This window comes from Rhizobium sp. 3T7 (genome assembly GCF_020166565.1).
Lineage (GTDB): Bacteria > Pseudomonadota > Alphaproteobacteria > Rhizobiales > Rhizobiaceae > Rhizobium.
Window position 1 is genome coordinate 13,329 of record NZ_JAIQXS010000008.1, and the last position, 12,482, is coordinate 25,810.

The 12,482-nt window shown below is 60.0% G+C and carries 10 protein-coding genes and 4 pseudogenes; 8 read left to right on the forward strand and 6 right to left on the reverse strand.

Going from position 1 to position 12,482, the window contains the following annotated elements; translation table 11 throughout:
- Positions 1–172 precede the first annotated feature (172 nt).
- Together K9B32_RS13485 and K9B32_RS13495 are read right to left on the reverse strand one after the other, a co-directional pair.
- Positions 173–352, reverse strand: a complete 180-nt coding sequence (locus tag K9B32_RS13485; protein WP_224562885.1) for a hypothetical protein — start codon at positions 350–352, stop codon at positions 173–175.
- Positions 353–860: 508 nt separating this feature from the next.
- A complete protein-coding gene (locus K9B32_RS13495) occupies positions 861–2,687 on the reverse strand; it encodes an ABC transporter ATP-binding protein/permease (protein ID WP_224563259.1) in 1,827 nt (608 codons plus the stop codon).
- 204 nt (positions 2,688–2,891) lie between these two features.
- Here K9B32_RS13495 and K9B32_RS13500 point away from each other — a divergent pair.
- Positions 2,892–3,453, forward strand: a pseudogene (locus K9B32_RS13500) (integrase); the annotation flags it as partial.
- On the opposite strand, the gene K9B32_RS13505 reads toward K9B32_RS13500, so the two are convergent.
- Positions 3,445–3,780: a hypothetical protein gene (locus K9B32_RS13505; protein ID WP_224562887.1), complete on the reverse strand. Its 336-nt coding sequence runs from the start codon at positions 3,778–3,780 to the stop codon at positions 3,445–3,447. The pseudogene K9B32_RS13500 and the gene K9B32_RS13505 sit on opposite strands and share 9 nt — an antisense overlap.
- 66 nt (positions 3,781–3,846) lie before the next feature.
- The gene (locus K9B32_RS13510) at positions 3,847–4,461 is read right to left on the reverse strand and encodes a hypothetical protein (protein WP_224562889.1); all 615 of its coding nucleotides are present in this window, start codon (positions 4,459–4,461) and stop codon (positions 3,847–3,849) included.
- A 9-nt stretch (positions 4,462–4,470) separates the two neighbouring features.
- Between K9B32_RS13510 and hflK the strand changes: the two genes are divergently transcribed.
- The 7 genes and pseudogenes from hflK to K9B32_RS13545 form a co-directional block, all read left to right on the forward strand.
- The gene (gene hflK / locus K9B32_RS13515; RefSeq protein ID WP_224562891.1) at positions 4,471–6,180 is read left to right on the forward strand and encodes a protease modulator HflK; all 1,710 of its coding nucleotides are present in this window, start codon (positions 4,471–4,473) and stop codon (positions 6,178–6,180) included.
- Complete coding sequence (gene hflC, locus K9B32_RS13520) at positions 6,177–7,187, forward strand: protease modulator HflC (RefSeq protein WP_224562893.1); 1,011 nt, start codon at positions 6,177–6,179, stop codon at positions 7,185–7,187. The genes hflK and hflC overlap by 4 nt, the downstream gene beginning before the upstream one ends.
- A 2-nt stretch (positions 7,188–7,189) precedes the next feature.
- On the forward strand, positions 7,190–8,230 hold the full coding sequence (locus tag K9B32_RS13525) for a protease modulator HflK (protein WP_318013335.1): 1,041 nt from the start codon (positions 7,190–7,192) through the stop codon (positions 8,228–8,230).
- Entirely contained in the window at positions 8,227–10,164 is a 1,938-nt protein-coding gene (locus tag K9B32_RS13530; protein WP_224562896.1) for a heavy metal translocating P-type ATPase, read from the forward strand. The genes K9B32_RS13525 and K9B32_RS13530 overlap by 4 nt, the downstream gene beginning before the upstream one ends.
- A gap of 249 nt (positions 10,165–10,413) precedes the next feature.
- Complete coding sequence (locus K9B32_RS13535) at positions 10,414–10,707, forward strand: type II toxin-antitoxin system Phd/YefM family antitoxin (protein ID WP_224562898.1); 294 nt, start codon at positions 10,414–10,416, stop codon at positions 10,705–10,707.
- Positions 10,704–11,081: a type II toxin-antitoxin system VapC family toxin gene (locus K9B32_RS13540; protein WP_224562900.1), complete on the forward strand. Its 378-nt coding sequence runs from the start codon at positions 10,704–10,706 to the stop codon at positions 11,079–11,081. The genes K9B32_RS13535 and K9B32_RS13540 overlap by 4 nt, the downstream gene beginning before the upstream one ends.
- 58 nt (positions 11,082–11,139) lie before the next feature.
- A pseudogene (locus tag K9B32_RS13545) lies at positions 11,140–11,286 on the forward strand (integrase); the annotation flags it as partial.
- Between the two features lie 7 nt (positions 11,287–11,293).
- Here K9B32_RS13545 and K9B32_RS13550 read toward each other — a convergent pair.
- Together K9B32_RS13550 and K9B32_RS13555 are read right to left on the reverse strand one after the other, a co-directional pair.
- Positions 11,294–11,404 (reverse strand): annotated as a pseudogene (locus tag K9B32_RS13550) (LysR family transcriptional regulator); the annotation flags it as partial.
- 486 nt (positions 11,405–11,890) lie between these two features.
- Positions 11,891–12,343: pseudogene (locus K9B32_RS13555) on the reverse strand (hypothetical protein); the annotation flags it as partial.
- Positions 12,344–12,482: the final 139 nt, after the last annotated feature.

Consider the following 12,482-nt stretch of genomic DNA (forward strand, 5'->3'; position numbering starts at 1 on the left):
AGTGCCCGTGACGCAATTGCGATTGGTGATTGGATGGCGCGTCACGACGCTTGGAAATTCGGCTGTGAAGCCGAAGATGCCAGCCGCAAAGGCAGGATCGCGAAGTATTTCCGCGATCTTCTCGCTCCCCGAGCAGATCGCTCCGGGCCGAAATCCCGTCTTTTGATATTCCTCAGTGAATAACTGTTGCCACGTGCTCGCCCGTTCTTGCCGGCGCTTCGTGCGTTTCCGTCACTGACCATGCCATCACCGCAACGGCGGCAACAGCAACGTACATAAAAGCTCCCTTGAACGGACGAGCAGTCGAAACGCAATCTCTTGTCGCTTCCAACGAGTTCAGCTTCTTTGTCATCGTGTTCCTTCGATTCTGGCCGCGATGATATAGACGATTAGCGCCAGCTAAAGAACAGCGGGAATGGAGCACCTGCCCTGCGGCCTGCGAATACCCCGCCGCATTTGCCTTAGCGCTCCGGACTGGGAAACCAACCTCGCGTCAAGCCTCTGCTCATGCATTTCTGAGCGGTATCGAGTTGATCTCTTAGGTGCCTGCAGTCTTCGATCAACGTGGAAATCGTAGCTCTCAAATCACCCGAATGCCATGCAATCGCTTGTTCCACGGCGTTATACTGGTGGTCTGGTCTTTTCTCGGCGGCTGTCATCGCTTTTCCCTCTTCGGTTTGGCTTAGACAGGATCATTCGCAGTCGTCGCGCTCCGCGCACAACATTGACGACTCGATCCGAACTCAACGGAACGTAGAGATGGTGGCAGAGCCCGGTGATTCCTTCAACCGGACACTCGGTCGAATTTTACCGGGCCCACGCTGTAGGTTCTGCGGAGTTCCGGATCTGGCCAACCGCCTTCACTTCCCCGTCAGACGCCAAGCTGCGATGGCATTTTTTTTGGCCACGCCTTTTTCGATGGTGAGCACGCTGTCGAAGAAATCGATGCCGCTCGCTGATTGTATAGGCGAAACGTCATGCATGACGGCGATCACTGTCGCCTTTCCGCAATGATCCTTGATCGCGTGGAGGAACGCATGCACCGCCTGGGTATCGAGTGCGCTCGTTGCCTCATCAAGGAACAGGAGTCCTGGTCGCAGCAAAAGGATTCTAGCAAGGACGAGCTTCTGCTTCTGGCCTCCGGACAGAAGCTGATCCCAGCTCTGGCCATCGCGGCCATCCTTTGAGAGTTCTTCGATGAGCTCGCCGAGCCCCGCCTTATGCAACGCCGCTGCGACACACGTGTCGGAGTGCTCGTCGACCGAGTCCGGAAGGCAGACAAGATCTTTCAAAGACACGGTCTGGAGCTTTACATCCTGAGCGGCATAAAGGCTCCTCACATGCCTTGGCGTCACGATTGTGCCGCGGCCGTGCGCCCAAAGGCCGTTTATCGCCTTGAGAAGTGAGGTTTTACCGCTACCTGAATCGCCAACGACCAAAGTCCACTCGCCTGGCAGAAAGTGTAGCTTGTCGGCGGCCAGAAAAGGAAGATCGACGCACGCATGCAGGAGTTCGATCTGCTGAACAGTGAGTCCGAGCACGGGGTCCTGCTTGGCGTATTGGAATTCGTAGGGGCCGGTTTGCGCATAAAACTCCTGAGGCCGCCGAACGGTTTCGATCGCTTTTGCGAGATCGGTTATTCGGCGAGCATTCGCCTTGAGCGTCGCAATGTCGGGCATGACGTGAATGAACCACGAGCATTCGTTGATGAGTGCATTCGCCAGTTCGGCACCGGTGACATAGGACTGCAGGCTGAGCTTGTTGTCCACGAAGGGGAATAGGCCGGGTGCGTAAGCGACAATCCGCGAGCCGATGAAATTGTGGACCAGCTCGAATCCCATGTAGATGGCAGTAACCCGGTTAAGGCTGGTCCAGGTTTGGTCTATGTCGAGATAGCGACGCTTGTTCACGAGTTTTTGGGCTCTTTCGCCATGGAGGACAGCAACATGGAAACTGCGGTGCAGGAGTGTGTTCAATTCGGTGCGGTAGCTGCCTTCCGCCCATTGCATACGCACCGATAGGCGCTGGAGCATCCCGCCCAGCTTCGTTGCGATGAAGGTGTTAAGCGGCACGTAAATCGTGATTGCCGCGAAAGCCACACAGGCGCTGCCGTAACTGCCCAGAAACTCGAGCCCTCTGACGTCGCTCGACGTCTCTATGAGTTTGCTACCCACGAAGCCCAGCGACAGCACGACGCCCGCGATGCCCATCGCGAGACCGAGGGCGCCCCCGGTCATGCCTTTGATTGATTCTTGGATGCGCTGGTCGACATTGTCCGGCGCGGGGACGGCGGATCCGGCCGCGTCGGATCCGATTTGCTGTAGATGGAAATGCGTATGGTTGGAATCGAGCAGTGCTTCGTTGAAGCATCGGTCGAGCCACTCACGCCACTTGCGGTGAAGCGTGGTCGAAAAGAAATGACGGACTGCTGTGAAACCTGCGTCCCTTAGGATCGCGATCGCGGCAAGGGTTGCCGCGGTGGTCAGCAGCGATGTGAGCGTGGTGGGCGTTGTTGGATGATGGAAGTAGGCTATCCCGTTGACCAGTTCGCCCGAGGTTACAGCGAACCAAACGCTGGCCTTGGCGGATAATGTTGTGAGGACCAGAATGGCAAGTGTCAGTCCCCAAGCCTCGCGCCAGCTTTCGGAAAGCCAATAGGCGCTCATCAGACCCCAGAAGCTGCGCATCGAGGAAACACGGCTTGCGTGGTGCGGCGTTTCACGGCCGAGCATCCATTTGATCAATGCACCTTTTCGGTGAGCATCACTCCGCATCGCGACTTCAACTCTCCAACCCCATGCAAGCAGAATTGGGGGCAAGTACCGGGGTTGTCAAATTAGGATAGCCTCTGCAACACCGGCCAGCGCCGGGCAGGCCTCGCCTGCGCCTCAGGGACGCCGCTCGATCGGAAAGACAGCCATTTAGCCACGGTGCTCGCTGGCATTCGCAGCACCCACGTCGCCCCTCCCCGCCAGAAAGAAGCCATACTGCCGGAAGACCTGATCGCAATGCTGGAGACGTTGGATCGCGGTAGCTTACGCGGCTTGCGGGATCGGGCGATGCTGCTGATCGGCTTTACCGGCCTGCGCCGCTCCGAAATCGTCGGTGTAGATGTCGGCCAGCAGCAGGGCGAAGATGGTCGCGGCTGGCTTGAAATCCTCGATAAGGGCATGCTGGTAACGTTGCGCGGCAAGCCAGGCTGGCGCGAGGTGGAGGTCGGGCGCGGCTCTTCCGACGCCACCTGCCCGACCGTCGCCGTCCAAACCTGGATCAAGTTCGCAAAGCTCGCCAAGGCCCCCTCTTCCGCCGGGTCACCGGTAAAGGCAAAGACGGTGGAGCAGATCGCCTCAACGACAAGCAGTTGCCCGCCTCGTCAAGTCGGCGGCCCTTGCCGCCCGTGTTCGCGGAGACCTCCTCAGCGAAGACGAGCGCGCACTCAAATTCTCAGGTCACCTCCCGGACGACCAGAATTCTCATTGACTTCACCTGTCCGAATCCCAGATCCGGCAGGTGGCGTAATCGAGGTAACAATAAGACGTCGCCTTCGGTGCGATCATTTGTTGCGCATTTTTTCACGCAGTTCACGTTATTTCCAAACGTTTTGTGCAAGTCCTGGCCGGCCTTCTCTGCGCGTGCAATTCCCCACCCAAGTGCTTGGGATACGCTCACCGGATTGAGGTGGATGGCCTTCAGCCCGTCCAGCACCGGCTGGCCGTCCGACGGGCCGCGAAGTCCGGTAACAGGACTGGTGTAGAAATGCCACTCCACGGCTCGGTTCACGACAATCGGCCATCGCTCGGGCGGCGGCGGCCCTGCACTTGTCGACGCGCCAGGTTTACAATCTTGTTACATGCTGTCGTGCCCATCGGACGGTGACAGCTTTACCGCCGCGCGTCGCGAAGCGCCCATTCGCTGAAGATGAGATTGATAGCGATGATGACGACCGGGCTTAGTTTGGTAGAAACCTTCTGCGGCACCGTCAGTTTCTGAGGCATACATATCAGAGCATCGCCCCGTCAATACCTTTATCACGGCGAAGTCTTGCAGATAAAAGGATGATACGTAATAACGTATCCCCACACCCAAAATCGCTGTGGTGCTGGCGAGACAGATAGAAAGCCTTTCTTCAAAGCTCCACGGAAGAGCGCATACAGTATGGCAATACCGAAAGCTAATTCCAACAATATCCAGCAGCTTCCTGAGATCAAAGACCGAGCAGATTTCCAACTTGCGGCGGCTCAAGCGCATGACCTTGCGAGCCACGGCCTCGGCATCTCGGTTTTCGTGGCCCTGCTTTTGCTCTGCGCTCTGATTGCGAATACCTTCAACCTGAACGCAATCTGGGTCGCCTTCTTCTGCAATAACGCGGCTGCACTTGTCCTGTTCGGTGCTGGGCTGCGATCGGCCTACGACGTCGTCAGATGGCGTCAGGAAAAAGCCGGTCTCCCCAGCATCCCGCATGGAAGGCCGATGCGATGGCTCGTTGCTTTTCTAACCTCGTTGTGGTCCCTGCAGGAAATCGAAGAGCCGGACCACATCGACCGTTTGAGCGAAAGTGTCTTTGTTGCAGGAAAGTCGCTCGTGTCGCGCATCGGCACCCGCCCGCTCTCAGTCTGGAGCCTTTCCCTTTTCGCATGTTTGATCGTCTATGCCGGTTGGAGCCTGGAGGCGGACGACATAACGATCGGAACGATGACCTTTCTCATCATTGCGGTCTGTATGGCTTTCGCCTTTCTACTGCTGGTAACGGAGAGGCGGCTTGCCGCGATCGATGCGGAGGAATGGCCCGAGGCGAAAGCGATTTCGCAATTGGCGCGCTTACCTATTTTCGTCCTCGTCCTGTCTTCCTTCTGCCTGTTCCTGAGCACGCGTGGATCCGGGCTCTCCGTCAAACTCCTGGCGGCATTGGGAGGCTTTGTTGCCCTTGTCGGGCTTGAGCTTCTGCTGCGTGCGGTCGCCGCCATGTTCCGCCCGCAAGACGACAGCCGCGAGCCAGCATTGATCGCCACCAGCCTTGTCGCAGGCACTCTTCAGTGGCCGCCTCAGCCTTTGATCGGCATCGAATCTGAATTGCGGACGAAGCAGGGCATCGACCTTCGGCAGATCTGGGCCTTTTCGTTCATTCGAAAGACGGCTCCGACCATCATGCTCGGAACGCTCCTTCTAGGCTGGCTGTTGAGCGGCATACGCGAAATTCCGATGACCGGCCGGGGCGTGTACGAGCGGTTCGGCAAGGCCGAGGGCATCCGGCACTCCGGCCTGCACATTGGCCTTCCATGGCCGTTTGGTCGTATCATTCCCATCGAGAACGGCACCGTGCACGAGCTGGCAACTTCCGTTAGCACGAACGGCAACGGCGAACCGCTGGCCGATGCCGAAGGGCCAGCGCCGGAAAGTGCGAACCGGCTGTGGGATGCCTCGCATATCAGCGAGAAATCGCAGGTCATCGCGAGCGGCACCAGCGGCGGACAAGGTTTTCAGATCGTCAACATGGACGTGCGCTTCGTCTACCGCATCGGTCTTTCGGATGAGGCGGCGATGAAAGCGGCCTATCGGGTCGCCGATCTACCGGCCTTGATCGAAAGTACCGCAAACCGTGTACTGGTCCATGACTTTGCCAGAAGAACGCTCAACGATGTCCTCAGCGAAGGCCGGTTGTCGCTGGCAAACGATATCGCCTTGGCAGTCCAGAAGAACATGGATGAACTGAACAGTGGCATCGAAATCCTGGCGGTCGTCGTCGAGGCCATCCACCCACCCGCCGGTGCGGCCAACGCCTTTCACGGGGTCCAGGCAGCGCAGATCAGCGCGGAGGCGCTGGTTGCGCGCGAGCGGGGAACGGCGGCCGAACAGACGAATGAGGCGCAATTGAATGCCAGCCTCCAGCAGGACAATGCGACGGCGACGGCAAAGGAAGGCATAGCGGCTTCAGAGGTCGCAAAACTGCGCTTCCAGGCTGAGAAATCGGCTTTCCACGAGGCGGGGCAGGCGTTCCTGACAGAGGAGTACTTCAATCAACTGACGATGGGACTATCCCACTCGAAGGCTCTCGTCCTCGATCACCGTATCGGCGGAAATATCGCTCCGACCCTCGATCTCCGGAGCATGACGGTGCCGGTCGATCCCGACACAACGCCTGAGCCTAACACTCCATACCAAAGCGAAGAAACTGGCCCATGACTGATGCGCACGCCCATCCGAACTTAGACCATCATGGTCACGACCATCATCATTCTCACGGCGATGATCACAACGAGACGATGCCATTTCGGTGGTCCCGCCTGATCGTCGCGATAATCGTCGTCGCCATCATTCTGATCGCCGCCTGCCTCGTGCAGGTGCGATCGGGAGCCGCAACCATCATCACCAGATTTGGCAATCCGGCTCGCGTTCTGATCAATCCAGGCCTCGCCCTGCGGCTTCCCGTTCCCCTGGAGAAGACCATCGACGTCGATCTTCGCGCCAAATCGACGTCCAGCGGCCTGCAGGATGTCGGAACCAAGGATGGGCTGCGGATCATCGCGCAGGCCTATGCCATCTGGCAGGTCCCGCCCGATCCGGATGCCATCAAGCGCTTCGTCCGGTCGGTTCGGAACCAGCCGGACCAGGCAGCGACACAAATCCGCACGTTCCTCGGATCGTCGCTGGAGACCACGGCCAGCAATTTCGAACTGTCGTCACTGATCAACCCCGATCCGGACAAGCTCCGGATCGATGCCCTGGAGACGCAGCTCAAAGCCCAGATCGCACAGCAATTGTTCGATACCTACGGCTTACAGGTTGTCGATGTCGGTATCGAGCGCCTGACCCTACCTTCGGTGACGTTGAGCGCCACCGTCGACCGCATGCGGGCCGAGCGTGAGACCATCGCCACCGAACGTGCTGCGATCGGCAAGCGGCAGGCCGCGGAAATCCGCTCAGCAGCAGAACGCGACGCGAGAGTGCTGCAGGCGGACGCGACCGTGAAAGCCGCCGATATAGAAGCCAAATCCCGGGTCGAAGCGGCACAGATCTATGGAGCGGCTTATAAAAGTGCGCCAGAACTTTACGAACTGCTCCGCTCCCTCGACACGCTCGGCGCGATCGTCAGCTCCAATACGCGCCTTGTCCTACGAACCGACGCAGCACCTTTCCGGGCTTTGGTCGATGGGCCACCCAGCGCCGCGTCGGCTGGTGGAGCACATTAGAGATGCGCACCATCGGGGATAGGAATTCAACGGCGCAACATCAGGCTATTCGTCTGGTGTCCATGCTGCTCTCCGCGATCATGGTGCTGGCGGCGGTCGGCTGGGCAATATCCAATATCCGGGAGATCACTCCACAAAACCGAGCTGTTGTCCTCCGGCTGGGCGCCTTGAACCGGGTGCAGGAATCCGGCCTGTTATGGGCTTTGCCCGCGCCGTTCGAAAACGTCTTGCTTCTGCCCGACGCCGCAACGGTTCTGGAACGCCGGATCGATGGATTGCTTCGCTCGCCAGCCGCGCAGGCCGGCGAGGCCAACGCTGAGACAGAGAGCGATACTCTGGCGGGATCGGGATATCTGCTGACCGCAGACGCGAGTGTCGTTCAGCTCGATATCCGTGTCTTTTATCGGGTAACCGACCCCTTCGCCTATGCCCTGCAAGAGGAGCATGTCCTTCCGGCGCTCGACCGCCTCGTGACCCGTAGCGCCGTTGTGATCTGTGCTTCACGCGATGTGGACAGCATTCTGGTCGCGCGCCCGGAACTGGTCTCTGCCGACAGCGATACCGCCGAGCGCCGCGAGCGGTTGCGCGCCGACCTGGTGAACAGCATCAACGCCAGCCTAGACGCGCTGAAATCGAAGGGCATGGGTCTCGGAATCGAGATCGACCGTGCCGACGTTCAATCCGCGCTTCCGGCGACGGCCGTGGGCGCCTTCGATGGAGTGCTGACGGCAAGCCAGCAGGCAGAACAGGCGATCGCGTCAGCGCAGAATGATGCGGAGAAGGACAGGCAGGCCGCCGATCAGGAAGTCGACCGGATTTTGCAGATGGCGGAAGCCCAATCGAGCGAACGTCTGGCAAAGGCGCGCGCCGACACGGCCACCATCACCGGCTTTGCAAGCGCGCAGGGATCCCATAGCGATTCCGGTCTTGCCTGGCGCCTCTATCGAGATCGCGTTGCCAAAATCCTGTCGCAAGCAGGCTCGGTAATCACGGTCGACCCCAGGGACGATACGCGCCTCATTCTGCAGGGAGCCGACAAATGAGCGTCGCGACCGATCATTCGCACGGCTCCCATGGCCACGCGCACCATCACCACCATGTCCTCAGCGCCGGCCTGCTGACCGCCAACGAAAAGCAGGCGGCGGCCGTTCAGCTTACCTTGGCCATGATCGCCTTGAGCCTGCTTGCGCTCGGCATTGCCTGGCGCTGGCTTGCGCCGGACGAAGAGGGCGTCGGTCAGCTTCTGCTCGCAGCGGCCTCGCTGATCGTCGCAGTTCCGGTCATCCGCTCCGGTTGGCACAGTCTGCGCCATCCAAGCCTGCATGGCATCACCGACCAGTTAATCGCTCTTGCAATGCTGGCTGCCTGGGCGACCGGCGATCTGCTGACCGCGGCCCTCCTCCCGATCATCATGATATTCGGCCATGTGCTGGAGGAGCGAAGCGTCATTGGATCGAAAGAAGCGATGGAGGCATTGGCGCGTCTGACCCGTAGCCATGCACGGCTGATCACGCCGGATGGTGGCACGCGTGAAGTCGATAATATCGCGCTCAAGCCAGGCGATCTGGTGGAGGTGAGAGCGGGAGACCGCATTCCCGCCGACGGTCGCGTCCGGGAGGGACAGGCGAGCCTCGACACCGCGCCACTTACCGGCGAATCCATACCTCTCGAAGTCTCCGCCGGCACGGACGTCTTCGGCGGCGCGATCAATCTGGACGGCCGCCTCGAGATCGAGGTGACCCGAATCGGCGAAGATTCGACACTCGGAAAGGTCATCGCGCTGATGCAGCGGGCAGAAAACTCGAAGCCACCGATCACGCGGCTGCTGGAGCGCTACGCCCAGCAATATCTGGGCTTCGTACTGACGATAGCGGCCATCGCCTGGTTCCTCACCTACAATGACCAGATCATGCTAGCGATCCTGGTCGCGGCCTGCCCCTGCGCCCTGGTCCTGTCCGCGCCGGCAACAGCGATTGCCGGTATCGCGGTTGCAGCGCGACACGGCATCCTCATCCGCAGCTCCGCATTTCTGGAAGAGCTGGCCGATCTGACCTCCCTGGTCATCGACAAGACCGGCACCCTCACCTTCGGTCGGCTTCGGCTCCAGGAGATCAGGCTTACGGGCAATACGGATCGGGAGACTGTTCTGGCCCTGGCGGCCTCTCTGGGCGCCGCCAGCAGTCACCCGGTCAGCCGGGCTCTGGCCTCGCTCGTCAATACTTACCATCCGATGACGAACGTCCGGGAACTTCAAGGGCTGGGTGTCGTTGCGGGCACGGCAGCGGGCGAAGTCGCCCTCGGACGTCCCGAATTGTTTGAACGCTTGTCCGTCATCGCTCCCTTGGTCCCCTCGCATGACGGTCCGCTCGCGGGCATTTCCGTCGGCGGAGACTTTGTCGCCTGGCTTCTCCTGTCGGACACCGTCAAGCCGGAGGCAGCGATTGCGATGACGGAATTGCGGGCGCTTGGGCTCAACCGGCAGCTTCTGCTGACCGGTGACCGTCAGTCGGTCGCGCATGCCCTTGCGCGAGAGATCGGCATAACCGATGTTGCGGCCGAGGCCCTGCCCGCCGACAAGCTGAAACGCGTGTTAAGCGAGACGGAAAGCGGCTTCAAACCCCTTGTCGTCGGCGACGGGATCAACGACTCGCTGGCTCTCAAGGCCGGTGCCGTCGGTATCGCGATGGGCGCGGGCGGTGCCGATATCGCGCTCGCCTCCTCCGACATCATCCTGATCGGCAGCGACTTGCGGCGGCTCGGCACATGCATCCGCCTCAGCAGGCTCTGCCGCCGGACATTGAAAACCAACGTCATCATCGGCCTCGGCTGGACCGTAGCGATCGTCGCATTGGCGGGATTCGGCTTTCTCGGAGCGGCGGGCGCCGTCGTCGCTGCCCTCCTCCATAATTTCAGCACCTTGCTGGTGCTCGCCAATGCCGGCCGGATGATGCGATACGACGAACCACTCACGGCATGAACAAGACTCGCAGATCGTCGCGACAAGACTGGAAGTTCGCCGTTAAGCTTTTGTCGTGAGTGAATTAACGCTGTTATTTTCTATAAAGGAATCAAGTGCGGCTTTAATTTCCGTCACTCTCGATGGCTGCAGATGAATGTCTAACTTCCGAAAAGGTTCCGGTATCGATAGTGATACGTACAAGACCGTTGTACGCGCTCAGATAAGCCGTGGTACGGTGGTCAACAGTCTTTCCCGGAGTCCGACAGCATGCCGCAAACCAGCTACAAGATCAGCGAGGCCCGCAAGAATTTCGCCGAGGTCCTCGAACGCGCCAACCAGGGGGAGGAAATCATCATCATGCGCGGCAACGACGTCTACGCCCGCATCGGTCCAGCCGACCTTGGGGGCAAACGACCGTTCGGGCTGTTGCGCCAGCACGGCCTTCCCGACGATCTCTTCGATGATCACGACACCGAACAGGCGGGGATCGACGCCGGCGACTGGAACGATGACATTGGCCTGTGGCAAGGGAAGCCTGGCGATCGGGACAACCGCTCGTGAAGGTGTTGCTCGACAGCCATGCGGTCTATTGGTGGACCATTGGCAGCGATCGCCTCTCGTCGAGAGCGCGATCGCTGATCGAGGACAAGACCAATACCATCCTCGTCAGTGCCGCCTCCTTCTACGAGCTCGACAACAAGATGCGCCTAAAGAAGCTCGACCTGAAGCCGCAGGAATTGCGGGCCGCAGTGACTGCCAGCGGATTGCAGACAATCGCCATCAGCGATCTGCATGCCGAACTGGCAGCCGCCTTCGACTGGGATCATCGCAATCCCTGGGATAGGATCCTGGCGGCCCAGGCACGACTTGAACATTGCGCTTTCGTCTCGACCGATGTTGTGTTCGACGCGATTTTGCATGAGCGGGTCTGGTAAAGGGCAACAGCGGTGAAGATCTGCGTCGAAATTGCCGAGGCAGCGGAGCGACTTGAAGACGCCGCAATCGGTCAACCTGATCCTGAAGGCACGCGTCAAACAAGCCGGTCTCGATCGAGCGGCATTCTCGGCGCATGGCTTGCGTTCGGGCTATCTGACCGAGGCCGCCAACCGCGGCATTCCGCTTCTTGAAGCGGGTCGACAGCTTCATGTCCGCCGCTTCTCGGCTCGACCCGCCGGGTCGAGCGGATGAACAGCGGGCATGCGAGCTCCCTTTCCAGCGCCATCACATGATTGCTCAAGGCCGGCTGGGCAATCCTCACCTTCGTCCACGGATTGGATGCACGACTGGAGCTGACCCATGTCGCTTATCACGGAAGCCGAGAACCACCTGTAGTTTAGATGCAATGATGCCCGGTCGCCACAGTCAGGTGTTGCCCTGGACGAGGAGAGCTGAGAGGTCAGCCTACCCGTTGGTGACCTCTCAAGCCCTCTCAGGGGACCGAAGGTGCCCCTGCGTGTCCTTTTTTGGCGGAAGGACAAGGCCAACTTAGGCATAGGTTACGCGCTTGGAAAGTTGGACCAAGGTCCGACCGCAAGGAGGGAGGCTGCGGGAGGGTTTGTCCGCGACATCCCAAAGCCTCCCTCATCCTTCGGGGCAGAAGGACAAGGTTCAGTTAGCGCAGGCGCACCGATTGGGTAGTTGGACTAAGGTCTGACGAATTCACTGGCATTTTGCGAATCGAGACCGGCACATCCGGCACCCCCATCACCACAGGAGCGCCGAAGTCCGTGAAAGCAAAAGAGAATCACAGCCCGTGAGCCAAGACCTTTTGGCAAGCCGGGGACAACCGCGCCATGTTTTCCCTAAGACAGGCGATGCCGCGTCCGCCGCCGAGCGGAACGGCGCGGCAGTAAGATCGGAAGTCCGGCCCGCAGGCCTCGCGGGCAATGACCATCTCCTCCCGCGGCGAAAGCTGCGGTGCGGCCGTCGCCGCCGGCGCGGCGGCCTTGGGTGTGCCGGCATCCGGCGCCGCCGGCGCGGACGATGCCCCTGAAGACGATTTCGGGGTGGCAGCGCTGCTGCTTCCGCCAAGTGCGCTGATTGCCTGTTCGCATCCCGACGAGAGCGACGCTTCGTGCTGTTGCAGGCAGGCAAGCGCCTCCTTGCCGCCCGGCGTGACGCCGGAGCAATTGGATAGGAAATCGCTGCGGCAGGCGGACTTGATCGCGTTGCGTTGCGCGTCGGTCGGCTGCTGCGCCAAGGCCGCGCCCGCGAACAGGACGATGCCTCCCAGCACGGACAAGCCAAGTCTCATTCTCCACATGCAACGTTCCGCGGATGCGATTTCCAGTGATGACGAGAAATTCTCCATAGTTCCTCTCCCTTCGGAAATCACA